This is a genomic window from Pedobacter sp. SYP-B3415 (genome assembly GCF_004138205.1).
In the GTDB taxonomy this organism is placed as follows: Bacteria; Bacteroidota; Bacteroidia; order Sphingobacteriales; family Sphingobacteriaceae; genus Pedobacter.
In genome coordinates, this window is sequence record NZ_RXNQ01000035.1 from 207,343 (window position 1) to 233,028 (window position 25,686).

Sequence of the window (25,686 nt, forward strand, 5' to 3'; positions counted from 1 at the left end):
AACTACGTTGAAAGTGGTGAATTTGTTTTTACGAAAACACCTTTGCATGGCTCAGGTATTAATGATTTCGCCACCATTTGGATGGATAATCTGTCCGGTAATGTAACTGGCATCGTCTGATCCAAGAAACACATACGCGGGCGCAATTTCATTGGGTTCTGCGGCACGGCCCATGGGCACATCAGATCCGAATTCAGAAACATGATCTGCAGGAAAAGTAGCCGGAATAAGCGGCGTCCATACAGGTCCGGGCGCAACGCCGTTAACCCTTATGTTCTTTTGTGCAAGTGAGGCAGAAAGCGAGCGGACAAATGAAACAATGGCACCTTTGGTTGAAGCGTAGTCAATCAGATGACCGCTGCCGCGGTAAGCTGTTACCGAAGTTGTGCAGATAATATTCGAACCGGCCTTCAAATGCGGCAGCGCCGCTTTGCAGAGATAAAATTGCGCAAAGATATTCGTAGCGAAGGTCTTATGAAGCTGTATGGCGGTTATTTTCTCAATGCTCTCCTGTGGGTATTGAATGGCGGCGTTATTGACCAGGATATCCAGCTGTCCGTATTCGCGGATCGTTTCCCCGATGAGATGTTTGCAATGTTTTTCATCAGAAATATCTCCGCGTACAAGCAGTACTTTGGCGCCAAATTCCCTGGCCGCTTCCTCAGTAGTTTTGGCGTCGTCATCTTCGCTGAGGTAACTTAACACAAGATCGGCTCCTTCTTTAGCGTAGGCAAGCGCAACGGCACGACCAATACCGCTATCGCCGCCGGTGATCAGGGCAACCTTGCGTTCAAGTCGTAGCCGGGTAGCCCGGGGCTGATAGTCCGGATCAGGCCGCATTTCCGATTCTTTACCTGGTAATGATGACTGAGACTGTTCAGGACGTATTTTCTTGCTTGCTTGTTTTTTCATGCGTGTCGGTTAGAATAGCTGCCAGAGGAGGCATCTACTCCAATAACCAACGGATGTGAAAATTGTTTACGCTGTGCAGTCGTTCACCAGGCTTAAAATCGAGCGGTAGTTTTTCCCTACAGCTTCCGATAAAGCCATCTCGCATGTTTTAGATGAGGAGTAGTAACCATCACAATGTAAATCAACATCTGCTGCTTCTTTCTTTGTTGCAGATCGCGTCAGTTCAGGAAACAAAAATCCGCGGTCACCGGCCATCCCGCAACACCCCGCGTGCAGAGGTATGTTTACCTCTTCAGCATAGGCTGATGCAATGGCTGCGAATTTACTTTCCAGTCCAGGCAGTTTCTGAAGCGAACAAACCGGGTGCAGCGTAATCCTGTCTTTTTTGCGCAGAGGTTTGCTGCGTGGCATGATATATTCATGGATGTACTCCACGCTATCTATAATGGTCAGCGCATCGAAGCGTGCCTGCCGCTCAGAGTCCAAAACCGATCTGCAGCTAAGCAGCGTCTGTGTACAGGAACTGATATCAAGAACAACTGGTATTTCACCTCCACGCGTAGCGGCGAAAAGGTTGTCTACGGTCTGCATGCTCGCATATGCGCGGGCATCTTTGAATCCCTTGGAGGAATAGATCTGTCCGCAGCAGGAACCAGAAAGATCCGCCGGTAAAATGACACGGATACCTGCTTTCGCCGATACCTCAAAAAAGTCATTTGTTACGTTCCGGCCCGGGCGTTCTGCATCGCCCATTACACGTGAAATGCAGGCAGGGAAATAGACGACCTCAGGGCCGGATGGAGATGTATCAGGTTTTGGGAGCCGCGCTGCGGGAGCAAGCTGCCGGGTCCAGAGGGGAAAGCCCGGAATCACCTTTCGGATGCCTGCAGTGAGCGCCGGCATGGTACCCCGGCCGAAAGCTTTGTTAAGCAGATTTCCCGAGCCGAGTGCAAATCGCACGGCAGTGCTTACCGCAGAGAAGTTCCGGGCAGTAAGCAAGGCGATCCGGTTTGCGAACGCCGAGTGACTTTCCCTGCGAAGCCTCTTCACAAGATCGCCGGTGTTAATGTCTACCGGGCAAGCTGTTGCACACAGACCGTCAACCGCGCAGGTATCAAGACCCTCATACTGGTACTGATCCAGCAGCGTTTTGTAGCTGGCGCGCTCACCCCTGTTCTTCAGGTTGAGAAGCTCCCGCCTTACCACGATCCGTTTTCGTGGGGTGAGTGTAATATCGCGGCTTGGGCACTTATGTTCACAAAACCCGCATTCCATACAACGGTCTACCTCTTCCTCTACTCTTGGAAGTTCCTTCAGGTTTTTGATGTGTGCATTCTCATCAGCGTTGATAATTACACCGGGGTTAAGCAGGTTTGTCGGATCAGTAACCGCTTTAAGCCGGCGCATGACTTCATAGATCGTTCCACCCCATTCCGTTTCAACAAATGGCGACATATTCCGTCCGGTACCGTGTTCGGCTTTTAACGTACCGTTGTAGCGCTTAACAACAAGTTCGACCACTGCCCGGAGAAAACGGTCATACCGGTCAATTTCTGCCGGCGTATCGAACGACTGGGTAACTACAAAATGGATGTTGCCGTCTTTTGCGTGACCGAAAATGATCGCATTACCGTAATGAAACTCAGCAAATAATTTATGAAGGTCAATAATGGCATTGCCGAGTTGAGCTACCGGAAAAGCAATGTCTTCAAGGATGACGGTCGAGCCGCTCGCGCGAACGGCGCCAACGGCAGGGAACATCCCTTTGCGCACTTTCCAGAACAGTGCCTGCTGAATCGGGTCGGCGCTGAACGCTGCCGGAACCAGCAGCGGCAGCGAACCGGCTACCGCAGCAAAGGCCTCAAGGCTTGCTGCAATGCCGGCAGGCGTTTCAGCCTGGTACTCGACCAGCAAGGCAGCAGACGCGGGGGGTAGTTCTCTGAGAATCGGAGGCAGCCCTGCAATATGTTCTACAGATCGTAAAGACGCCCGGTCCATCAACTCAATCGCTTCTGCCCCTGAGCGGCTTAGCGGCACGATGGCCTGGCAGGCGGTATAGATATCCGGAAAATACAACATCGCGGTTGATTTTTCAGGCAGATCAGGTACCGTGTTTAAGACCGCCTCAGAGATGAAACCCAGCGTACCTTCTGCACCGATAAGCAGGTGGGCCATGATCTCCAAGGGTTCAGAGAAATCCAGAAATGCGTTCACTGCATACCCGACCGTGTTTTTTGTCTGGTATTTTGCACGGATTCGCGCCGCGGCGTGCTCATCGGCAATAAGCGCTTCACGAAGGTCCAGCAGTTCAGCGTACAAGGCGGGGCAGTCATCTTTAAACCGCCGGCGGTCTGCCTGGTCCTCGGTCGTAAAAACTTTCCCGTCTGGAAGAACAAAGCGGATATATTTCAATGTATGATAAGCGTTTTTTGTAACGCCGCAGCACATTCCGCTCGAGTTATTAGATAAAATCCCACCCATCATGGCAGAATTGATACTTGCCGGATCAGGACCAATCTTTCTACCGTATGGTTTCAGCTGCGCATTCACAATGGCACCAATAGCGCCCGGCTGAACACGTACCTGCTGTCCGCCATTTTCTACCCTTACCAATGTCCAATGGCGGCTGAGATCGACAAGTATTCCGTCGGTAACGGCCTGCCCGGACAAACTTGTTCCGGCTGCGCGGAAAACCAGCGGAAGCTGCAGACGCTGAGACAATGCAAACAAAGCAGCTACTTCACTTTCTGAAAAAGGAAGCACGACAGCCTGCGGACGCAGATAATAAAACCCTGCGTCTGCAGCGTAAGACACCACATCGATAAGCTTAGTTTTTACCTGTTCAGGTTTCAGAATTTCGAGCAGCTCAGCCCTCAGCAACGTATTTTCCATGATTGGCCTTTCGGTGTGCATGCTCAGAATAAGACAGCAGTGCACTAATATTCTTCAAATATTGCAAAAACCTGCATAATCCCGCAGAATTATTTAGGCTTTGGTATCCCGGCACAGTTATGGGTAAATGCCTGGTCAGGGGTCTGTACCTAACCTTGCCGCTTGGAAGGCTTGCATAGCTACGCCGAGATACGCGAGTGTATTTTGTTGCGAAGCGTCAGGATATCGAATGGCTTGGAGATGAATTCCTCAGCACCGGTATCGCCGGTAATATTTTCGTATTGAATATTTGCAGACATCAGCAGCACCGGAATTGAGGCGAGCGCGGGAGATGCCTTCAGCTCCCGGCATATTTCGACGCCGTTCCCGTCAGGCAACTTAATATCAAGAAGAATAAGATCGGGGGTTTCGGTTGCAACACGGGTTAAAAAATCTGTTGCATTTGAAAAGGCGACAACCCTCAGGGGCGGCTCGTCAAGGAAAAGTTCCAGCATTTCGCGTATATCCTCATCATCTTCCACTATAAATATGCGTTTTGTCATGTTGATTGGTATTGGCAGCCGGCCCTCCTTCCGGCTGTTGGTATTATTTTGTCTGTTCAGGTGCAAGCGGAATGCGGAAACTAAATACAGATCCCTCTCCTTTTACACTTTGCACCCAGATGCTTCCATGGTGACGTTCAACAATCTCCTTGCTGATAAAGAGTCCCAGACCAAGGCCTGAAATGTTTCGCGGAACTGTTTCTATCCGGTAGAACTGGTTAAAGATATTATCCATATGTTCCAGTTCCATACCAAGCCCCCGGTCGCGCACATGCACAGTGAGATCTTCATTAAGAGCTATGGAGACCTCGATTGGTTGTAAGTCGGGCGAGTATTTTGCTGCGTTGGTTAGCAGGTTACTGATTACCTGTTCAAGCCTTAGCTTATCAGCCTGTATGGTAAATTCAGGGTGTTCTATCACTCTGACTTCGTGCTGCATACCAGAAGTGCGCAGGGATTCGACAATTTCATTTAGAAATGCAAAAAACTCAAACGTGGTGTAATTTAACTGGAGCTTGCCCGCCTGGATCTTCGAAATATCGAACAGATCAGTAATCATTGCATTCAGCTTGCGCACCTGGTTCATGGCTTTATCCACGAACTGCCGCTGTGTAGGGTCAGCAATCTTCAGCTGTAACATCTGCAGATAACCGGTCATGCTGGTAAGGGGAGTTTTAAGCTCATGCGTAGCCATGGCAATGAACTCGTCCTTTTTCAGGCTCAATGCCCTGACTTCTTCAAAGAGTTTTGAATTATCTATGGCTATGGCTGCCTGCGAAGCGATACCAATAACCAGGTCTTCGTGTTCCTCTTTAAATACCCCTGCTTCCGGATGACCGAAAAACAGTCCGCCGATAACCGCGCCTGAAGAAGAAATAACCGGAACAGCAAGGTAACTGACAACGGGCAAATGGCCGGCAGGCATGCCAAAATGCGGATCATTTTTTCCATAACGCTCATCCTGAGTAATATCGTCAACACGTATTACGCCTTGTCCACTAAACGTGGGATGAAAGACGGCGGTGTTTCTGGGCATGCCAAACTTTTCGAAGGCTTCGCGGGGAGCGCCTGACAGCGTAAAGAGCATATATGATTCGCCCTTGTCGTCGGTCTTGTTATAGAAAAACGCCCCGAATTTTGCACCGGTAACGCTTGTTGAAAGATCAGTTACCTGCTGCAGAATTTCATGAACATCAAGGCTTTGCGAAAGTGTTTTTCCAATCGCGTTAAGCTGAAGAATCCGTTCAGCGTTTTTTGCGCGGAGCTGTTCCCCGACAATTCGCTCAGTAATATCACGTGCAACTTTCGAAGCTCCCGTTATATTCCCGAATTTATCTTTTACAGGGGATACCGTCAGGGATATGTCGATCTCATGCCCGTTTTTATGAAGTCGCCGGGTCTGAAAATGGTCTATTTTTCTTCCGCTGCGAATACTGCTGATAATCGTTTCTTCTTCTGCCTGTAAATGCGGCGGAATCAACATGGTGATGTGTTTACCGAGAGCCTCCTGTTCTGAATAACCAAAAACTTTTTCGGCACCTTTATTCCAGCTGTTGATATATCCCTGAAGGTTTTTACTAACAATCGCATCTTCAGAAGACTCTACAATGGCAGACAGAATGGAATGCTGAGTGGTATCTTTATAGGCTGTGATATCGGTCAGGGTATAATAACCGCCGGTAACGGTCGAACCTGCCTTGAGCAGCGCGGTATGAATCAGCACGCACCTTGCCTGTCCGTCAGCACTGCGGATAATATATTCTTCTGCCGGACCCGCTTTATTGCCGGCAATAGCTCTCGCGAGCGGATGCTGATTAACGGGAACCGGCTCTCCGCCCGGCGTATAAAGTGTTTCCTTAGTGATCCAGCGGTCCGCAGCGTCGGGTGCACGACCGAGTATTTCCCGGCCAGGTTCATTAAAAAAAGTAATCACTCCGGAGTTATCACAAAAAAACACCGGAGTTGTGCCATGCTCAAACAGACGCATCAATTCGGCCCCGGCGGCACCGGAAAGCTTTTCGGAAAGTTCCATGAATCCTCTATTAACTTGAAAGTACCAAATTAATTTTTATTTACGAATCGCATGAAGCTTTTCTGAAAATGGCTGAGCTTTTTTTAATTGGAAGGGCCTGCGAAGGCATTTTTTTGCTTCAGATACGCCTCAATCGTCTGAACATTAACATCGCATGTTGCACGGATAGCTGACTTCAGCGAAGCCTCGCTGACTTTCAGACGACGGGTCCAGTACAGGGTTTGCTGTTCTTCAGAAATATCAACGGTTTCACGAAGGTTTGAAAAGTTCTTCATAGGGAAATTAAGTTTAAAAGGAGATCGGTTTAGCCGGCTTCCTGCGGAAGAAACAACCACCCGGCGCAATTGTTTTGCGCTGCAACGTTTTTTTTTCTGATGATGAATATAAGTATGGGTTATAAACACAGGATTAAGTTATGATGAAACTTAGGGGAGGAAAAGAGGGGAACCACGAGCCACCAATCATGAGCAAGGACCTGGCGCAGAGCCAACGGGACCAAAGAAAAAGGAAAAATGAGGAAAGACCGCTTGCCGAACCATGAGGCACGAATTTTGAGCCAGGACCTGGGCGCAGAGCCTCAACGGGACCAAAGAAAAAGGAAAAATGAGGAAAGACCGCTCTAAGTTAAAAGTCAAAAGTGAAAAGTTGAAAGCCCTGGGCGCCTAACCCCTCAGCCGCCAAGGGCCACTGCCCTTCCCCCACGCCGTCATCCCGAAGCGCGTTTACGCAATCCCTTTCTGCCGGGATCGCAACGGCGAGGGATCTCCTGCGACGAAGCAGTTACGACCGTTTGCAAAGGGAGATCAAAGAGGAAGGAATAAGGACGAAGGACCAAAGCGCCTAAAACCTCAATGAATTTAAGGAAAAGGGAGGAAAAACCACGGCGCATAACCCCTCAATACGCCCAACCGGCTGAGGGGTTCTGCGCCATGTCTAAATACGAAATACGAACGGCAAAATACTATCATAAGATCTCGAATCTTACCAAATCCATTGGCTTCATTTCGGGTTGTAATCTCCCACGGGTCATTCAGAGCGTAGCGAAGAATCTGGCTCGGGATCTAATTTTCAGATCCTTCCGACGCTCCGCTCTGTCTGGATGACTTCAAGGGGAACCAAGAGCCATGAATCATGAGTCAGGACCTGGGCGCCTAACCCCTCGATAGCCCTAACCGGCCGAGGGGTTAGGCGGCACGTCTAAATACGAACTACGAATACCTATATACTATTGCAGACAAGACTCATATCTCATATCTCACCAAAATTCTTTGGCTTCATTCCAGTCCTAGATTCCCCCACCGGGTCATTCAGAGCGTAGCGAAGAATCTGGCTCGGGATCTAATTTTCAGATCCTTCCGACGCTCCGCTCTGTCTTGATGACCCGCGAGGCGGAGCCACGAGCCAGTTAAGTTTTTAGTTGTAGGTTCTAAGTTTTAAGTCTGGGCGCATAACCCCTCAATACGCCCAACCGCTGAGGGGTCTGCGCCATGTCTAAATACGAAATACGAACGGCTAAATACGATCATAAGATCTCTAAGCCACGTCTAAATACGAACTACGAATTACTAAATACTATTAAATACCTCACATCTGCACACCAAATACGAATAGCTAAATACGGCAACATAGCAACTCCCCTCAAACTTATCTACAACATTGATTGTTGTGATTCGCGGCACTGATGGTGCCTCTACTAAGTCACAAAAAATTGAAACACAATCTGCGTATTGGCATTCTCGGCGGCGGCCCGGCAGCACTCCTGCTTTTAAAGAAATTACTTGAATCAGGACGGGAGGACCTGACGATCGACATCTTCGAAAAGAAAGATCTGCTCGGAGCAGGTATGCCTTATAGCCGCGATGGAGCCGGCGATGAGCACATCACCAATGTATCTGGTAATGAAATTCCTGAACTTGTGACAAGCGTCGATGAATGGCTCAGAATGCTCAGTGCAGATACCCTTTCGCGGTTCTCGATAAATCCCGAGACGTTCAGCGACTATAAGGTCCTGCCCAGGCGGTTGTTCGGGCAGTACCTGTGCGATCAGTTCAGCCTCCTCAGGGACGATGCCAAAACGCGGGGCCTTTTAAACAACGTTTTCCTGAACGCCACCGTCAGTGATGTCGAAGACTTGTCCGAATCAGAGACTGTAAAAGTTGTCCTTGAAGACGGACGCACATTTGAATATGATCATGTGGTGATCTGCACCGGTCATAACTGGACCAAAAGCCATGAAGGAGAGATCAAGGGTTACTTCGATTCTCCCTATCCACCCGATAAGCTGAATTTCAGAACACCTTATCCTGTCGCCCTGCGCGGAGCCTCCCTGACAGCGATTGACGCAGTACGCACGCTGGCCAGACAGAACGGAAAATTTGAGAAAGATGCTAACGATCAGCTTCACTACGTTACAGACAGCGAGAGTGCCGGTTTCAGGATCGTCATGCACTCGCGAAACGGACTGCTCCCGGCAGTGCGGTTTCACCTCGAGGATACACGTCTGGGCAAGGATGCCATTTTAACCAAAGAGCAGGTGGCAGCCAATAAAGCAGAAAATGGTGGATTTCTTTCACTCGACTTCGTTTTCGAGAAAAATTTCAAAGATGCTTTCAGGGACAAAGACCCTGACTTCTATGAGTTTATAAAAGATATGCGCATGGAGCGGTTTGTTTCTGCCATGATGCGCAACCGCGAAAATAAAGACCCTTTCGAGCTGTTCGAAGGCGAATATAAAGAGGCCGAAGAATCGATCAAACACAAAGAATCTGTTTACTGGAAAGAAATGCTCGGTGGGCTTAGCTTCGCGATGAATTATCCCGCCAAGTATTTTTCCGCAGAAGATATGCAAAGGTTGCAGAAAGTGCTGATGCCCCTTATCTCGATCGTAATTGCATTTGTACCGCAGAGCTCTGTGGAAGAGATGCTCGCATTGTATAATGCCGGACTGCTCGAACTGATTGAAGTTGGCGATGAAAGCCGCATAGAGCCGGATGCAACAGGTGGCGTAAATTATTTCCTGGACAAAAACGCAGCGCCCGTTCATTATCATACCTTTATTGATTGTATAGGTCAGCCACATATACCTATCGAAAAGTTCCCGTTCAGGAGTATGGTAGACAAACGTACCGTTACGCAGGCCCGGGTACAATTTAAAGATCCGGGGGCCGGGCGCCGGGAACTTGATTCAGGGAACAAGCATGTGTCAGCAGACCAGCATGGCAATTATTTCCTGAATGTTCCGGGTGTGGCCATAGACGATTCGTTTGCGGTTGTCGACTTCTATGGAGCAAGAAATGAGCGCATTTATTTAATGGCCGTACCTTATATTGGTGGCTATAATCCGGATTATTCCGGACTGGATTTCTGCGAAGCCGCAGGCATTGCGATAGCGCAGTCGCTGACCGGTGTAACTTTAATATGACGCATAAAAACAGATACAATGGAGCAAACTGAAAATTTGAAGCTCTTTATGGTACTGCTGGGTTCGAAGGCTCCGGCGAGAAATGTTGAACAGCATGACTATTTTTTTGGCATTGCACATTCGCTGAAGGCGCTGGTACCCCGGCTTAAAGCTTTCTGGCCCGAAGCAGGCGACAGCCTGCATATAGACGGCTGGCGTGAAATAACATGTGTTGATAGCCGTCGAATTCACATCGCCCCGAGGCAGTCCGGGGAAGAAAACGAAAGCGATAAATTGTTTTTTATCAACCTGGGCGGATATACCGCTTATAAACTTGAAGAACAACATTATACCCTGCTCACTATTCAGCCGACCCGGGCGCTGGCCGTACAGCACGCCAAACGTAACGTATTTTTCAAAACGAACACTGTTCGCGACCGGAAAGGGGCAAACGCACATATCGATGAAAAGTATGGAATTGATGTGGACGACATCTACCGGATCGATGACCTGCTGAGTGCGGAGCAAAAGGAAAGTTACCGGGTGGTCATTGATGCCGGACCGTATACCTTTGAGGATGAGATACATCTGGGGTACTTTCAGCTACACAAAATCTAATCACAATTTATAATTTCTCAAAACCATTCTTTTCGGGACATGTTGATTAATCAGTACATAAAAAACATCGCCATGAAAAAAACAGTTTTAACGTTGCTTATGGGCGCATTTTGCCTGAGCACATTTGCCTTGCCACAGCAAGACACAACAAAGAGAAAACAGGATACTACAAAAAAAGAACGCAAAACCCGCCCTGGCAAAACCGACACGGCACGCAGAGACACGACAAAAATGCCTCCTGCTGCAACCAAAGCTACGCCGCCACGCAAGTAATTTCGTTAGAAAAAGAAAGCCATCTGTTATGCAGATGGCTTTTTTTTCGCATATCAATAGATTCCGGGCCGAAGCCTACACACGTTCCCTCCTGCTCTCCACCGTATAAACAAAACTATCAGCCTTGTAATAGCCGAGATTCAGTTCGATCGGGCGCTCGCCCTGGTCAAAGACAAAACGTTTGCGCAGCAGGATCGGGCTTCCGGGGTCAACTTCCAGCTTGCCGGCTATCAACTTGTCAGCCCCCCTGGCGCTGATTTCCTCTTTTGAAAGGTTCGCGATAACCTTATGATCGGCCATGAGGTCATAGAGCGGCCGCTTGAAATCTTCCTCGCCGGTAAGGCCGATACGGGGATGAAAATAAGATATAAAATACACAAAGGGCTCCTCGGGCCGGCCGCGCAGACGCTCCATTTTCAGAATTTTCCGCTCCCGGCTGATTTCAAAAAAGTTGGCGATTTCTTCTGTCGGCGCAACCCAGCTGATATGAAGCTCGAAGTTCCTGATCGGTATACCACGCGCCTCCATCTCCTGCGAAAAGCTAAGCCAGTTATTCGATTTCGAACTAACCGATTTGCCTGTCACTTTGGTTCCTACGCCCTTTTTCCTTGAAACCAGCCCCTCAGATACAAGCTTATTGATGGCGTAACGAATGGTCGTCCGCGAGATCGCAAGTTCTTTCGCCAGATCAACCTCATTTGGCAGTAGTTTACCCCCGGCATATTCGGGCTGCGTGATCAGTTCCCGCAACAACATTTCCGCCTGCACATGCAGCGGCACCGGACTCTTGTGGTTTAAACTAAGTTTCATATCAAGGCGTTCACCGGGTCAAAAATATAAAAATTATTTTGCGGGCCATCAATATGTTACTATGTTTGTACATATTCAGTTCTCCGCTTCTAACCAATAGCCGGGGGCATCATAGCCGGACTTTTCCGACACCGTACATCAATATTATGCAACACACAGAAACCAACGAACAAACAGCAGCGCCGGCGCTTCGCCGCAGCCTGCAGCCGCTCATGCCCACCCGCCTAACCGAAAGCAGGCCGGACGGCTATAACATTTACCCCGCTCATTCACTGGAAAGCGGAAAAATAGCAAGCGGGTATGCCGGGCTGGCATCATGGATTGCCGGGCATAAGTTCGTTGCTATTGATGGTTTTCAGGGTGTTTTTTTTGCTGCTATCCGTTCGGCGCTGGATGAGGAGTTGCGTTCAGCCGGAATTACCGCCAACTGGATCGATGCTGCAGATTTTATCAAACCCGAAGATCAGGTTACACAACTGGTAAGTCCTTTTACCGGCGAACCGGGCACGGTTTGGGGAACACGAAGTACCCTGAAGCTGGCCGACTTTTTTGATCTTCCGAATGAAAACATCAGCCTAGAAGGCAATCAGCTAACCATTTTAATCGGAACCGGTGCCGCCTTGCTGGCTCCCTCTGCGGCTCTCGTTTACATAGATCTTCCGAAAAACGAACTGCAGCTGCGTATGCGGGCAGGGGCTGCAAACAACCTCGGGTCAACCAGACAGGCTGAAAATGCAGAGACCTACAAACGTTTTTATTTTGTTGATTGGGTAGTGCTGAATGCACACAAAAAAGAGATTCTGCCCCGGATAGCGGTGATGGCCGACGGCCAGTGGCCCGATAACCTGACCTGGATGACCGGCGAAGATCTGCGCGAGGCACTGGCGGCTGCGGCAACTTCAGTGTTCCGTGTTCGTCCGTGGTTTGAACCGGGCGCCTGGGGTGGTCAGTGGATGAAGGAGCGCATTGCCGGCCTTAATCCCGAAGAAGTAAATTATGCCTGGTCATTCGAGTTAATTGTTCCGGAGAACGGACTGGTATTTGAAAGCGACGGAACACTGCTTGAAGTATCATTTGACTGCCTGATGTTTGCGCAGCGCGACGCCGTGATGGGCGACTTCGCCGAACGCTTCGGCGATGAATTCCCTGTGCGTTTCGATTTTCTTGACACCTGGAACGGCGGCAATCTGTCTATTCAGTGTCATCCTACCCTGCCGTATATTCAGCAGCACTTCGGCGAGAAAATCACGCAGGATGAAACCTATTACATCCTGGATTGCCAGCCGGACGCCGATGTTTACCTGGGTTTCCAGGACGGTATAGATCCTGTTGAATTCAGAAACGAGCTCGAAAAAAGCCAGCAAACCGGGAGCGAGGTCGACATTCACCAATACGTGCAGCGCTTTAAAGCCAGCAAACATGATTTGTACCTGATCCCGAACGGAACTGTGCACAGTGCAGGCAAGGGAAATCTGGTGCTTGAAATCAGTGCCACGCCGTATATCTTTACGTTCAAAATGTATGACTGGCTCCGGCTCGATCTGAACGGTAAGCCACGCGCAATTAACATTGGTCATGCCTTCAATAATCTTGATTTCAGCCGTCAGGGTGAAAAAGTTGTCAACGAGCTGATATCGAAACAGCAGACAATTGCAAACGGCGCAGACTGGCAGATTGTACATGTACCAACGCATGAGGCGCATTTTTATGATGTTAAGCGCCTGGAGTTTGATACGCAGCTGGAGCAGCAGACAAGCGGTTCGCCGCATATCTGTATGCTTGTAGAAGGCGAATCTGTACAGGTTGTCCTGAAAGACGGCAGGCAGGTGCAGTATCACTATGCCGAGACGTTTGTCATTCCGGCGGCAGCCGGGACATACAGCGTGATCAATAATGGCCGGACAAGGGCCAAAATTGTTCAGGCCTATTTAAAGCCTAACCAGCACTAACCAATTATGAACCTAATTATGAGACAACTAACCCGTGCATTGCTGCTACTGGCTGCAATGCTGATCAATCCTTTCCCCGACTGGGTTGCAGAGGTCCGGGCCCAGGCAAAAGACCCTGTCGATTATGCAGACCCCCTTCTTGGTACTTCAGAATCGAGGTGGATGCTGAACCCCGGAGCCACCATGCCGTTTGGAATGGTGCAGATCAGCCCTGATAACCAGGGCGGCGTTTGGAAATCTGGATACGAATACAGCCTGAACAATGTGGGGGGCTTTAGTCACATCCACTCCTGGACCATGGCAGGCCTGTCTGTAATGCCAACCGTTGGGGTGCTGAATGTCAGGCGCGGGCCTGCAGATGGTCCGACAACCGGCTGGACAACCGGCTACCGGTCGCGCATTGATAAGCGCTCAGAACAGGCACATCCGGGATACTATGGCGTTACGCTGATGAACGGAAACATCCGTACAGAAATAACCAGCACCACACGTGCGGGCTTTTTCCGGTTTACTTATCCGGAAGCGGAAGATGCGCATATCCTGCTCGACATGGATATTCCCTTTGAGAACACCGCAGAAGTGATTGAAGCAAAGTTTACACAGGTCAGCGACCGAGAGATTGAAGGTTATTCAAAACAACGCTGGAGCTGGAATGAGTATACGGTGCATTTTGTGGTGCGTTTCGACCGGCCGATTGAGGCTTTCGGTGCCTGGCAAGATGGAAAAGTAAGCAGGGATCTGAAGACCTTTACCGGGAAAGGAAAGACCGGTGCATTTGCCGATTTTAAACCCAAAAAAGGTGAGACGATCCGCATGCAAACCGCTATTTCATTGGTTAGTATCCCACAGGCCAGGCTGAATCTTGAGACAGAAATGAAGCCATACGGCTGGGATTTTGAAGCGGTTCACCAGGCAGCTCGAAAGGTTTGGAATGGTCTCCTGAGCAAAATCCGAATTGAGGGCGGCAGTGAAACCGACCGGAAAAAATTTTACACCAACCTCTATCGTTCTTATGTAGCCCGGACCACCTGGAGTGATGTTAATGGCAAATACATCGATGTAAATGAAAAGGAACGGCAGGTAGATCCCGGTTCGCCGGTTCTTGGCTCTGACGCCTTCTGGAATACATTCTGGAATCTGAACCAGCTATGGACACTTGTCAATCCCGATATTGCCAGCAAATGGAGCCGCTCGTTCCTGGAAACTTATAAAACCGGCGGCTGGCTTCCCAAAGGGCCGGCCGGAATAGAGTATTCGGGCATCATGGAAGCTTCGCACGAGATTTCGCTGCTGGTTAGCAGTTATCAGAAGGGTATCCGTGATTTTGATGTGCCGCTTGCTTTTCGGGCCATGGTTCATCAGCAAACCACGCCAGGAATCAAGACTCCGGAAAACGGTTTTGCGGGCAATAAATTTTTTGAATCGTATATGAAACTTGGTTATGTTCCGCATGAGGAGGGCCAGGTATCCAATACCCTTGAGTATGCCTACGATGATTGGTGTGTGGCGCAGATGGCAAAAGCACTTGGAAAAAAGAAAGAATACAATCTGTTTGCCGCAAGAGCCGGAAACTACAAAAATGTTTGGGATCCGGCAGTGAAGTACATCCGTACAAAACACCGGGACGGCAGCTGGGTAAAGGAATGGACACCTTATTGCTGCACGAGTTTCAGCGGCTCAGGCTATCTTGAAGGAAATGCCTGGCAGTACAGCTTTTTTAACCCGCATGACATACAGGGCATCCTGAACCTGATGGGTAAGGAAGAATTTAACAGCCGGCTGAACGATGGGTTTGAAAAATCAGCACGATATAATTTCAATGCCGAGGGCGATCTTTACGATCTTGTGCCCATTAATCACGGCAACCAGCCCAATATGCAGGCCGCCTGGTTATTTAATTATTCAGGAAAGCCCTGGCTTACGCAAAAGTGGACCAAAGCAATTATGAACCAGTATTACGGCTCCACGCCCTACCAAGGCTGGCTGGGCGATGAAGATGAGGGACAAATGGGCGCCTGGTTTGTCATGGCATCGCTTGGTTTATTTGAAACAGATGGCGGCGCATCTGTCAAACCTTTTTACGAGATCGGCAGTCCGTTGTTTCCCAAAGCAACCATCACCCTTGATCCGAAATATTACAAAGGAGATTCGTTTACCATCGAAGCCAGAAACGTCTCTGACACGAACATCTACGTACAATCGGCAAAATTGAACGGCAAGGCGCTTAATAAACCCTGGTTCTATCATGAGGACCTGGTGAAAGGCGGCAGCCTGGTTCTGGAGATGGGGCCGCAGCCAAACAAAAACTGGGGCAGCGCGGCGGCAGATGCGCCCCCCTCCATGTCAAAACCTTTAAAACGATAAATGATGGAGTCGAAAAAATTCAGTATCGGCCTGATTACACTGGTCGCCTCGCTTGGCGGGTTTCTTTTTGGCTTCGATATGGCCGTAATATCCGGGGTGCTCCCGCTTGTAAAAATACAATACGGATTAAGTCCGGCGGCCGAAGGATGGTTTGTATCATCGGCGCTTGTCGGATGCATTATTGGTGTTGCCCTCTCGGGCGAAATGAGCGACCGCTCTGGCAGGCGCTTTCCATTGCTTCTTTCGGCCGTGTTTTTTGTCCTTTCTGCGATTGGCTGCGCTTTACTGCCGGGATTATCGCTGGTCATCGCAGCACGCATGCTCGGCGGCATAGGTATCGGCATTGCGTCAAACGTAGTTCCGCTGTACATTTCTGAGATTGCGCCGGCTGCAAAACGCGGCCGTTTGGTGACGTATTATCAGCTTGCGCTTACATTCGGAATCCTGGTGGCTTACCTCAGTAACGCCGCATTGGTGCAGGTTGCGCCATCGCTGAGCGGCAAACTGTTTCATGACGAATTATGGCGCGGCATGTTCCTGGTGGGTGCCCTTCCGGCCGTGGTATTCTTTGTCGGGTTATTAAGTGTGCCTGAAAGCCCGCGCTGGCTGCTGGCGCGGGGCCGGCATCAGGAGGCCGCAGCAATCCTGACGCAAACCGGCGAACCTGTGCCCGTTCTTTCTTCATCTTCAGATAAACAGCGTTCCTCATACCGCGAGCTGTTTTCGCCAAAACTGCGTACTGCCTTGCTCATCGGCCTGCTTTTGCCATTGTTTTCGCAGTTCAGCGGTATCAATGCCATCATTTATTACGGTCCGAGCATTCTTGGCAATGCAGGCGTCTCACTAAGCAATTCACTCGTCAGCCAGATTATCTTTGGCCTGGCAAATATGTTGTTTACGCTGGTGGCTATCTGGAAGGTAGACAGCTGGGGGCGGCGCCCTTTGTATATATACGGAACCGCTGGTGCAACGATAACGCTGGGCCTGACCGGCCTCTGTTTTTACACCGGCGCAACAACCAGTATCTGGCTTCTGTTATGCGTGCTGGCTTTTCTGGCGTGTTTTGCCTTCTCCATAGGCCCGTTAAAGTTTGTCGTCGCCTCCGAGATCTTCCCGGGTGCTATTCGCGGCCGGGCAATGGCGCTGAGTATTATGGTGATGTGGATTGCCGATACAATTGTCGGCCAGCTCACACCCATCCTGCTTGAGTCGCTCGGCAGCGCCGGAACGTTCTGGTTCTTCGGCTTCTTTTGCCTGATCGCATTTATTACCGTTTACCGGCTGCTGCCCGAGACAAAGGGCCGGTCACTTGAAAATATTGAACACACACTGGAGGCTGAAGAAAAAGGCCCCCTGGTTATGCACTAAAAATGAAAAAGATCCTTCAACTTACCTTCCTCTCCCTGTTTTTCTGCCTGGCTGCTGCTGCGCAGGATTTTACCAGACTCGTCGATCCCCGAATCGGAACGGCCCACTCCCGCTGGTTTTTCTTTACTCCCGGTTCAGCGCCTTTCGGCATGGCCAAACCCGGTCCGTCTACAAATGGAAGTTACGGAAATGAGCAGGGCTGGGAGGCTGTCGGTTACGACGAAAGACACACCTCGATCGAAGGTTTTGCAAACTTTCATGAGTTCCAGGTAGGCGGTGTGGTGTTTGCTCCCAGCACGGGCGCTGTAAAAACCGTTCCGGGAAAACTGGACGACGTACAGGGCGGATACCGCTCTGATTTTGACCGGAAGGAGGAACACGCCCGCGCAGGGTATTACAGCGTCCGGCTCAAAAAATACAACATTAAAGCAGAGCTTACCGCTACGCCGCGGGTTGCCTTTCACCGCTATACCTTTCCGCAAAGCAGGCAGGCGAATATCCTGTTTGACATCGGGAATAAACAGGGTGAGAGCGGTCCTGTAAAAGATGCGCAGGTTCGCCTTATGCCAGATGGCCGGATCGAGGGATATGTGATCACGCAGCCGGTATACGTACAGAAATATCAGCCGGGCGCCGAAGTGGCCATGTATTTTTCGGCCGTTCTTAGCAAAAAACCGGTTTCGGTGGGCAGCTTCAACGGCAGCCGGATAAACAAAAGCCAGAAAAGCGCCGCGGGCAAAGGTGCCGGCCTGTATTTAACCTTCAATACAAAGGCGAATGAACAGATCACGATCAAAGCAGGCCTCTCTTATACCTCGGTTGAAAACGCCAGAAAAAATCTGGCTGCTGAAGCAAAGACCCTGACCTTCGACCAGGCACTGAAACAATCGCAGGCAACCTGGAACGAGGCGCTGGGCAGAATTGCCGTTAAAGGCGGGAAACGGGACGACCAGGTAAAATTTTATACCGGCCTTTATCATGCGCTTCTGGGCCGTGGCCTGGCGAGCGACGTAAATGGCGCGTACCCGCGGAATGACGGGACCGTTGGCCAGATCGCCAAAGGACCAGACGGCAAACCGCTGCATAACCACTACAATACAGACGCGATCTGGGGCGGCTTCTGGAACCTGACGCAGCTATGGACCCTGGCTTACCCTGAGTACTATTCAGATTTTATAAAAAGCCAGCTCCTGGTGTATAAAGACTCCGGCTGGTTGGCAGACGGAATTGCAAACAGCAAATACGTTTCCGGGGTCGGTACAAACTTCGTCAGCCTGGTCATTGCGAGCGCTTACCTGAACGGTATCAGGGATTTCGATGTGACCACAGCCTGGAATGCTGCATATAAGAATGAGATCGAAGGTAAAGACCGTCCGCGGGGCGCGGGAAAGCTGGATGTAGCCCGTTTTGTCGAGAAAGGTTATGTAGGTCAGATTGACAAGTCTGACTCTTTCGCTGAGAGCTGGCAGTTCTCGGCTTCCCACACATTGGAATATGCATACAGTGCTTACGCTATGGCAGAATGGGCAAAGCAGCTTGGCAAAACAGCTGAGATTAAACTGTTCAACAGGCTTGCCGGCGGCTGGAAAGAAATCTTCGATGATAAGCTGAAACTGGTACGTCCCCGGTATGACAATGGCCGGTTTATCGACAATTTTGACCCTTCTGAGGTCTGGCGCGGTTTCCAGGAGGGCAATGCCTGGCAATATACATTTTATGTTCCGCAGGATCCTGAAGGACTGATAGCCAAGGTGGGAAAATCAGCGTTTAACAAACGGCTGGACAGCATTTTCACTGCCTCACAGCAGAATGGTTTCGGCGGCGGAAAAACCCTCGATGCCTTTTCAGGTCTGCGTGCACCATATAACCATGGCAACCAGCCAAACCTGCACATTTCCTGGTTATTTAACTACTCAGGCAAACCAAGCCTGACGCAGAAGTGGGTGCGCGCCATCTGCGATGAATTTTATGGTAACGATGGTATTCACGGCTACGGTTACGGCCAGGATGAAGACCAGGGCCAGTTAGGCGCCTGGTATGTCCTTGCCGGTATGGGCTTGTTTGACGTACAAGGTATGACAAACGGAGCCGGTACAATGGGTATCAGCACACCGCTGTTTGAGCAGGTGCAGATCCGCTTAAGCAAAAAGTATCATGGCGGAGGAACCTTTACAATTAACAGCAAAAACTTCGGTGCTGCCAACCGGTATATTTCCGGGATCCGGGCAAATGGAAAGCGGCTAAGCACACCTTTTGTCAGCATCAGCGATGTACTTAAAGGGGGAACGCTGGAACTTGATCTTTCGCAGCAGCCGACAGACAGTCTGTAAACTGATATCTCGCGCAATGAGCTATGCAGGTGAGACGCATCTGCTTTAGCAACAGGCTTTTATCACAAAAAAGGGACGACGGGCAGCATGCTGCCCGTCGTCCCTTTTTTAGACCTTCTTATTTATTAATCAGCAACTTTCCATTGTTCTCACTTACTTTATAAACTACAGCGTGTTCTGTGAGACTGTTCGGCGCATGATAAGAAATTGTCAGCTGCCCCGAAAAATCGTTAAATAACATCGCATGCCCGCCATCGTCATCGTTCAGCGGTGCAGCATCGTGTAACCACGGCCCGGCTATTGTGCCGCTTGTGGAACGCGATAAGCCGATAGCATATTTGCCTGTTTTTGTAAAGCTTGACCAGGTCATGAGCAACTCACCATTTTTTGCCCTGTATATAAAGGGCGCATCACTGACATAACCAACTTTGCTGCCATATGTAATTGTGCCCGTCCAGCCGGCCTGACCTGCGCTGAACAACACGACCGGCTCTCCAGATGCGTTTTTAAGATCTTCACTAAGGCGCTGGGCAACCACTTGTCCGTCGGTAACCTCCAGCCACTCCCGGCAATAGAGAATCCAGGGTTTATTTTCATCGTCAATGTATAAAGAGCCGTCTAAGGCCATCCAGTCTGCCGGCGTCACGGCCTGGTTTACCAGTGGCTGAAATGGCCCGCCGGGTTTGTCGCTTATCAGTACCGATGTACCGCGTTTCGCAGTACTACCCGAAAACGTGGCAAAGATGTAGTACTTTCCTTTATAGAAATAGGTGTCTGGCGCCCAAAAATCGCTTTTTCCCCAAAAGTCAGATCCGGGTGTAAATGAAGACCCGTCATCACGCCAGTTCAAGAGATCCTTGCTGCTATATGTTTTAAAGCCACTGCCCGTGCTAACGTTTAGATAGTAGGCTTTCGAGGCCTCATCCTTCAGAATGAACGGGTCACGAACCCGCAGTCGCTGTACAGGGATAGGATAATTTGCCAGGTCGCTGGCCGGAGGCGGCGGAGGCGTATCGCCGGGACCGGTTTTCGTACAAGCCATATACACCAGGAGCACAAAAAGGGCAAGTGCGGCAAGCAATACAGGGACAAAAAGCCTTGGCAGGGCCCTTATTGCGGCTGGTTTATACGCAGCGGTCAGCGCTATTGATTTTGATTGTTGTTTCATATACTTTTCTATGATTGACGGATGTCAGGTTGTTTGTACGTATGCCTGGTAATACTGCTGCCTTTCCCTCTGGAAGAAACAAGCTTGTTAACCGACAAAATGGGGTGCAGACATGTCTTAGTTATAGCCGGGATTTTGTATCAGATTTGGATTTTCCACAATACGCGAACGGGGAATTGGGAAGAGCAGATTCGTCTCGCTGAAACTTGTTGCGTGCTGTTTGCCGACCTCAACGTATTTTCCCATCCTGATTAAGTCCTCGCGCCGTTTACCCTCGTACCAGAACTCCCAGCCCCGCTCCTTCAGGAGGTGGTTTCTTAAGCTCTCTTTTGATGGAAAATCTGCAAGCTTTAATTCATTCGGAGAGCCAGCGTAGTTATCAAAGGCACGCCGGCGCACATCATTGATCAGGCCAACAGACTCTGCGTTCGGTCCGTTCAGTTCATTTAATGCTTCTGCCTTAAATAGCAGCACTTCAGCGTAGCGGTCAAGTACTTTGTCATTCCCTGACCAGATACCGAATGCGCGCGGATCTATACCATACTTCAGCGGAAGCGCACCGATGTCGCCGTTTGTGCGCAGGTTTACGGTTTGTCCCGACTTACTCGTATACTCAGCAAGGGCCAGTCGCCGGCGCTTGTCCTGAGGATTGAAAGAGTCGTAAAAGGCCCAGGGCATGCGGTGACCGTTCCAACCATCAAGCGCATTGCCTGAAGGTGAGCGAAAATCGCCTGGCAGAATATTCACGTAACTGTGGCTGCCGAATTCTTCCAGCGGCTCGCTGACTACGACAAAGATCAGTTCCTTATTTTTTTCATTCTGCGCAGAAAAAATGCTTTCGTAATTGTTCTGCAGGCTGTAGTAACCGAGACCGATGATCTGGTTTGCCGTTGTCAGTGCACTTTGCCAGTCTTTTTTATGCATGTAGAACTTCAGCAGATAATGTAGGGCTGCGCCTTTTGTCACCCTGCCATATTCTAGCTGCTCGACCGGCAGATTGTCTGCGGCACTTTTCAGTTCGTTAACGATAAAAGCCTCCACCTGCTGACTTTCGGGCCGGGCGGGCTTGTAATCAGGATCCGGGTACAAGGCCTTGTCGTATTCCAGGATAAGAGGAAGCGGACCGTACAGCCGCCACATATCGTATACAAAGAATGCGCGAAGTGCGCGCACCTGTGCCATATACCCACTTTTTGCAGCCGCATCAACCGGCGACTCTTCCATCCTGGCGAGTGCATACGTTGCCCGGGTCACGGCCGGATTCAGCCAGTTGTAAAACTGGATTGCCATGGCATCATTTACGTTCCAATTACCATTCAGGAAGTTTGTCCAGGCCCACGTTGTTGTCCATTCGCCGGTGGCGACTTCATCCATTACAAACGAACTGCCGTCGCTGAACATGTATGGTGCCCAGCCGCCGAGTCTAAGCTCATGGTAGATCGTAGTTGTTGCCACCTCCAGATCCTGCCTGGTTTTATAAAAGTTTTCGCTGTTAATGGTACCCGGCAACTCAGGGTCCAGCCCTTTTTCGCAGCCGCCAAACGCTAACATAGTCAGCAGCAATAAAGATTTTATAATTGTTTTCATCTGATTCCTTTTAAAATTTTACATCAAGACCCAGCGAGAAAGTGCGCTGTTGCGGATAGGTAGCGCGATCATTCTCAGACTCGGGATCCAGGCCCTTGTACCTTGTCAGCGTGAAAAGATTTTGTGCCCCGGCAAAGAGGCGCGCACCTTTTAGCCAATTCACTTTGATTGCAGAGCTTGCGAAATTATAGCCCAAAGTCAGGCTTCTGAGCCTCAGGTACGAAGCCTTTTCCCAATAGGGCGATCCGTAACTATCATAACTGTTTACTTCGCCGCTGGGCATATCCGTATTTGGATTGGTTGAAGTCCAGCGGTTCTGGACTTCCCGAAGGAAATTATAATTCGAGCGGAAAAGCTGGGTACCATAACTTCCGTAAACACTGTGTTCCATGCGGGTAGATGCCCATTTCAAACCGCCTACCGAAGCATAAAGAAAGACATTAAGATCAAATGCCTTGTACGAGAAAGCGTTGTTCATCCCCATAGAAAAACGAGGTGCGCGCGTACCCAGAAACACCACGTCTGCCTGGTTGATCTTGCCATCCGGTATGCCGGTAAGTTTCCCGTCGGCACCCAGCCCGTTGATATCCCTGTATTTTTGCTGTCCGGGAAGGAGACCGGGCATAGTCGGTGTACTTTCTCCTGCCTGCTTGATGCCATCGGCGACAAAACCAAAAACAGCAGTCAGCGGATCGTTATCGCCTTGGTAGGCTTGCAGGATCACCTTTGGGTCCCGCGCTTTCCACCTGTCAGAAAACGAGGTGAAGGTAACGAGTGTGTTCCACTGAAAAGGACCGGTAAAGTTTGATGAATTCAGTGTAACCTCTACACCTCGGCCGCGTGTAGAGCCAATGTTCCATGGAACGTTACTAACAACTGAACTTTGAGGCAACGCACGGTAACTCAGCAGGTCTGAGACATTTTTATAATAAAGCTCGATTGCACCTGTTAACCGGTTTTTGAAAAAACCGAAATCAATACCGAGGTTGTAGGCGGTTGTACTCTCCCACTTCAGGTTTGGGTTGCCCAGTTTTGACAGACTTACACCATTGCTCAGATTGCCGTTGAAATAATAATTCCTTCCATTGAACCCATAAAACTCAGAAGCCGCGCTGTTGGAGATATTTTCGTTACCTACCTTACCCACACTGAGACGAAGTTTTAAATCAGATACCATTTGCGTGTTTTTAAGGAAAGGCTCTTCTATCAGCCGCCAGGCAAAAGCTCCCGAGGGGAAGAAGGCATAACGGTTGTTCTTGCCAAAACGGTCACTGCCGTCTACCCGGGCAGAGAAAGTAAAGAGGTATTTGCTTTTGAAACCGTATTGCAGGCGCGTAAAGTAAGAAGCGAGAATGTGCCTGTCACGATATGAGCTGACAACCGGGCGTTGCGCACCCGCTCCGAGTGCGTCATAAAGCAGCGCATCTGAGGCGAAATTCTGTGCCCTGGCCGCAGACCCGCTGCCATGATAAGCCTGATAAGAATAACCGATAACGCCCTGCACATTGTGAATTCCCGCCAGATCCTTTTTGAAGTTGAGCGTCAGGTCAGAAACGTAGTCATTGCGCTCGGCACGATTGATGTCTGCCTCGCCATTTACCTGGCTGCCATAACGGCTTGTTTTCGGATAATAGCTTTGCCGCAGGCTCGTTCTGATGTCGCCGCCAACATTTAGTTTCAACCAGACATCAGGCGTAAAGTATACATTGGTAAATACGTTGGCCAGCATCCGTTTTATATCTGTATTGTCGGTTATCTCAAGATATGACAAGGGGTGTCCGAGCAGCGGCTGGTTCGGATCCTCGATCCACTTGTTGCTGGCCGGATCACGCGAAGGTGTTATCGTCGGACTGTAATTCAGCGCCGCTTCGATGATTCCTGCATCGGCATCCCGGCCATCGCCCAGCTGGGAATTTTGCGATTGGGTTAACGCCCCGGTCAATGAGGTACCGTATTCCCACCACTTTGTAATCTTTTGGTCCAGATTAAGCCGGAAAGAATAGCGATCCATGCCGGAACCGCGGATGATCCCGTCCTGTCCGAAATAATTAGCCGAAAAAAGCGCCCGTGTGTTGTCATTTCCCCGGCTCACCTGCAGGTTGTGCTGGTTGATCTTTCCGGTTTGCGTAATCAGGTCATACCAGTTGGTACCCGCGCCCGCCGACTCTATAGCAGCCTGTGAGTTACGTGGTATGAATGCAGGAACAGCAGCCGGACTCGTTGTGCCGTATGGGACAATTTTATTTTGAATGAGATAAAGTTCGTAGAGATATCTATTCTGTTCAACCATAAATTCGCTGGCATTAAGCAGTTCGGGTGCCCGGGCTATCTGCTGTACCGATGTATTCAGGTTGTATTCGATGTTTGAACCCTGTTTGCCGCGTTTGGTGGTAATCAGAATAACCCCGTTGCTTCCGCGGGCACCGTAGATCGCTGTGGCAGATGCGTCTTTCAGTATCTCAATCGATGCAATATCATTTGGATTAATATCATTCAAAGCCCCGCGGCTGCCGTTATTGTATTTATTGCCGCTGCCCGGTTCTACCGGATCATAGATCACGGGGAATCCGTCAATTACCACAAGCGGACCGTTTCCGGCTCCTGTCGAGGTAGCGCCGCGAATATTAACAATCGTGCCTCCTCCCGGCTGAGAGCTGTTAACAACGCTGAGACCGGCCGCCTGCCCCTGCAGCATCTGGTCAATAGATGGTTGTGCAGTCTTATCGATTATTTCGGGCTTAATACTTACGATCGCTGCGTTTACATCGCTGCGTTTCTGTGTACCATAACCAAGCACCACAACTTCTTCCATGAGTTGTGTCTGTGCTTTAAGCGTTACGTTCAGGCTTCCAACGGCAGGCACCGCCATTTCCTCGGTCTGGTGACCTACAAAACTGAACACGAGGGTACCGCCGGCTGCCGGCAGTTCGATCGTAAATGTTCCGTTCTGGCCTGTTGATGTGGCCTTCTTGCTTTCACGGTGAACAACATTTACACCGCTCATGGCTTCACCACGCTCGCTGACCACCCGCCCCGAAACCCGGAACTGGCGTGGCTTTTCATAATCGCCGGCGCGTTTTATGAAGATGCTGCGATCTTTGATTGTAAAAGATAGCCGCTGGTCTGCCAGGACCGATCTTAATACCCTTTCGACCGGCTGGTTGGTAAAGTCGGCCTTGATGATACGGGCCGGGCGCAAAAGTGAGGCATCGCACAACACATCGAAGCCGCATTGTTTGTGGATTTCGCGAAACAAACGCTCCAGGGTAACTTCTTTCTGAAGGGTAAGGGTCTGGCTATAACTTTTTGCACTCACGTGCAGAAAGCTTGCGATCAATAAAACGAGTACCAGTTTCATCATCAGCAATAATCTGAGGGGCATGCACAGGCGAACCGCCGGGAACCCCGGTAAAGAAAATTTCATACATTTGAAATGTTTGG

The 25,686-nt window shown here is 49.9% G+C and carries 16 protein-coding genes; 7 read left to right on the top strand and 9 right to left on the bottom strand.

Going from position 1 to position 25,686, the window contains the following annotated elements:
* Positions 1 to 51: 51 nt before the first annotated feature.
* From EJV45_RS17045 to EJV45_RS17065, 5 genes are all read right to left on the bottom strand, one after another.
* A complete protein-coding gene (locus EJV45_RS17045; protein ID WP_129717601.1) occupies positions 52 to 912 on the bottom strand; it encodes an SDR family oxidoreductase in 861 nt (286 codons plus the stop codon).
* A 66-nt stretch (positions 913 to 978) separates the two neighbouring features.
* A complete protein-coding gene (locus EJV45_RS17050; RefSeq protein ID WP_129717603.1) occupies positions 979 to 3,804 on the bottom strand; it encodes an FAD-binding and (Fe-S)-binding domain-containing protein in 2,826 nt (941 codons plus the stop codon).
* A 179-nt stretch (positions 3,805 to 3,983) separates the two neighbouring features.
* Entirely contained in the window at positions 3,984 to 4,346 is a 363-nt protein-coding gene (locus EJV45_RS17055) for a PleD family two-component system response regulator (RefSeq protein ID WP_129717605.1), read from the bottom strand.
* 43 nt (positions 4,347 to 4,389) lie between these two features.
* Positions 4,390 to 6,378, bottom strand: coding sequence for a PAS domain S-box protein (locus EJV45_RS17060; protein WP_129717607.1), 1,989 nt, complete (start codon positions 6,376 to 6,378; stop codon positions 4,390 to 4,392).
* Positions 6,379 to 6,461: 83 nt separating this feature from the next.
* Positions 6,462 to 6,653, bottom strand: coding sequence for a DUF3606 domain-containing protein (locus tag EJV45_RS17065; protein WP_129717609.1), 192 nt, complete (start codon positions 6,651 to 6,653; stop codon positions 6,462 to 6,464).
* A gap of 1,433 nt (positions 6,654 to 8,086) precedes the next feature.
* Between EJV45_RS17065 and EJV45_RS17070 the strand changes: the two genes are divergently transcribed.
* The 3 genes from EJV45_RS17070 to EJV45_RS17080 all read left to right on the top strand — a co-directional run bounded on the left by EJV45_RS17070 (position 8,087) and on the right by EJV45_RS17080 (position 10,669).
* Positions 8,087 to 9,799, top strand: coding sequence for an FAD/NAD(P)-binding protein (locus EJV45_RS17070; protein WP_240755322.1), 1,713 nt, complete (start codon positions 8,087 to 8,089; stop codon positions 9,797 to 9,799).
* 18 nt (positions 9,800 to 9,817) lie between these two features.
* A complete protein-coding gene (locus tag EJV45_RS17075; RefSeq protein WP_129717613.1) occupies positions 9,818 to 10,396 on the top strand; it encodes a DUF1543 domain-containing protein in 579 nt (192 codons plus the stop codon).
* Between the two features lie 72 nt (positions 10,397 to 10,468).
* Entirely contained in the window at positions 10,469 to 10,669 is a 201-nt protein-coding gene (locus EJV45_RS17080) for a hypothetical protein (RefSeq protein WP_129717615.1), read from the top strand.
* Positions 10,670 to 10,744: 75 nt separating this feature from the next.
* Here the strand turns inward: EJV45_RS17080 and EJV45_RS17085 are convergent, their stop codons facing one another.
* Positions 10,745 to 11,479, bottom strand: coding sequence for a GntR family transcriptional regulator (locus EJV45_RS17085; RefSeq protein WP_129717617.1), 735 nt, complete (start codon positions 11,477 to 11,479; stop codon positions 10,745 to 10,747).
* A gap of 146 nt (positions 11,480 to 11,625) precedes the next feature.
* Between EJV45_RS17085 and EJV45_RS17090 the strand changes: the two genes are divergently transcribed.
* Genes EJV45_RS17090 through EJV45_RS17105 form a run of 4 tightly spaced genes read left to right on the top strand, consistent with a single transcriptional unit; the run spans position 11,626 to position 19,490 of the window.
* Positions 11,626 to 13,428 carry a class I mannose-6-phosphate isomerase gene (locus EJV45_RS17090; RefSeq protein ID WP_129717619.1) on the top strand — a complete coding sequence of 601 codons (1,803 nt, stop codon included), beginning with the start codon at positions 11,626 to 11,628 and terminating at the stop codon, positions 13,426 to 13,428.
* An 18-nt stretch (positions 13,429 to 13,446) separates the two neighbouring features.
* Positions 13,447 to 15,792 (top strand): GH92 family glycosyl hydrolase, encoded by a 2,346-nt coding sequence (locus tag EJV45_RS17095; protein WP_205942413.1) that lies wholly within the window; start codon positions 13,447 to 13,449, stop codon positions 15,790 to 15,792.
* The gene (locus tag EJV45_RS17100; RefSeq protein ID WP_240755323.1) at positions 15,793 to 17,160 is read left to right on the top strand and encodes a sugar porter family MFS transporter; all 1,368 of its coding nucleotides are present in this window, start codon (positions 15,793 to 15,795) and stop codon (positions 17,158 to 17,160) included.
* Between the two features lie 2 nt (positions 17,161 to 17,162).
* Positions 17,163 to 19,490, top strand: a complete 2,328-nt coding sequence (locus tag EJV45_RS17105) for a GH92 family glycosyl hydrolase (RefSeq protein ID WP_129717621.1) — start codon at positions 17,163 to 17,165, stop codon at positions 19,488 to 19,490.
* A gap of 118 nt (positions 19,491 to 19,608) precedes the next feature.
* Here the strand turns inward: EJV45_RS17105 and EJV45_RS17110 are convergent, their stop codons facing one another.
* From EJV45_RS17110 to EJV45_RS17120, 3 genes are all read right to left on the bottom strand, one after another.
* On the bottom strand, positions 19,609 to 20,658 hold the full coding sequence (locus tag EJV45_RS17110) for a glycoside hydrolase family 43 protein (RefSeq protein ID WP_129717623.1): 1,050 nt from the start codon (positions 20,656 to 20,658) through the stop codon (positions 19,609 to 19,611).
* Between the two features lie 117 nt (positions 20,659 to 20,775).
* On the bottom strand, positions 20,776 to 22,245 hold the full coding sequence (locus tag EJV45_RS17115; RefSeq protein ID WP_129717625.1) for a RagB/SusD family nutrient uptake outer membrane protein: 1,470 nt from the start codon (positions 22,243 to 22,245) through the stop codon (positions 20,776 to 20,778).
* A 10-nt stretch (positions 22,246 to 22,255) separates the two neighbouring features.
* Entirely contained in the window at positions 22,256 to 25,669 is a 3,414-nt protein-coding gene (locus tag EJV45_RS17120) for a TonB-dependent receptor (RefSeq protein WP_205942414.1), read from the bottom strand.
* Positions 25,670 to 25,686 lie beyond the last annotated feature (17 nt).

Bases quoted from the DNA above. Each gene is read 5' to 3' on its own strand.
- EJV45_RS17100 (WP_240755323.1), top strand. From the start codon at position 15,793: ATGATGGAGTCGAAAAAATTCAGTATCGGCCTGATTACACTGGTCGCC.
- EJV45_RS17065 (WP_129717609.1), bottom strand. From the start codon at position 6,653: ATGAAGAACTTTTCAAACCTTCGTGAAACCGTTGATATTTCTGAAGAA.
- EJV45_RS17055 (WP_129717605.1), bottom strand. From the start codon at position 4,346: ATGACAAAACGCATATTTATAGTGGAAGATGATGAGGATATACGCGAA.
- EJV45_RS17050 (WP_129717603.1), bottom strand. From the start codon at position 3,804: ATGGAAAATACGTTGCTGAGGGCTGAGCTGCTCGAAATTCTGAAACCT.
- EJV45_RS17080 (WP_129717615.1), top strand. From the start codon at position 10,469: ATGAAAAAAACAGTTTTAACGTTGCTTATGGGCGCATTTTGCCTGAGC.
- EJV45_RS17060 (WP_129717607.1), bottom strand. From the start codon at position 6,378: ATGGAACTTTCCGAAAAGCTTTCCGGTGCCGCCGGGGCCGAATTGATG.
- EJV45_RS17115 (WP_129717625.1), bottom strand. From the start codon at position 22,245: ATGAAAACAATTATAAAATCTTTATTGCTGCTGACTATGTTAGCGTTT.
- EJV45_RS17095 (WP_205942413.1), top strand. From the start codon at position 13,447: ATGAGACAACTAACCCGTGCATTGCTGCTACTGGCTGCAATGCTGATC.
- EJV45_RS17120 (WP_205942414.1), bottom strand. From the start codon at position 25,669: ATGAAATTTTCTTTACCGGGGTTCCCGGCGGTTCGCCTGTGCATGCCC.
- EJV45_RS17110 (WP_129717623.1), bottom strand. From the start codon at position 20,658: ATGAAACAACAATCAAAATCAATAGCGCTGACCGCTGCGTATAAACCA.
- EJV45_RS17075 (WP_129717613.1), top strand. From the start codon at position 9,818: ATGGAGCAAACTGAAAATTTGAAGCTCTTTATGGTACTGCTGGGTTCG.
- EJV45_RS17090 (WP_129717619.1), top strand. From the start codon at position 11,626: ATGCAACACACAGAAACCAACGAACAAACAGCAGCGCCGGCGCTTCGC.
- EJV45_RS17045 (WP_129717601.1), bottom strand. From the start codon at position 912: ATGAAAAAACAAGCAAGCAAGAAAATACGTCCTGAACAGTCTCAGTCA.
- EJV45_RS17085 (WP_129717617.1), bottom strand. From the start codon at position 11,479: ATGAAACTTAGTTTAAACCACAAGAGTCCGGTGCCGCTGCATGTGCAG.
- EJV45_RS17105 (WP_129717621.1), top strand. From the start codon at position 17,163: ATGAAAAAGATCCTTCAACTTACCTTCCTCTCCCTGTTTTTCTGCCTG.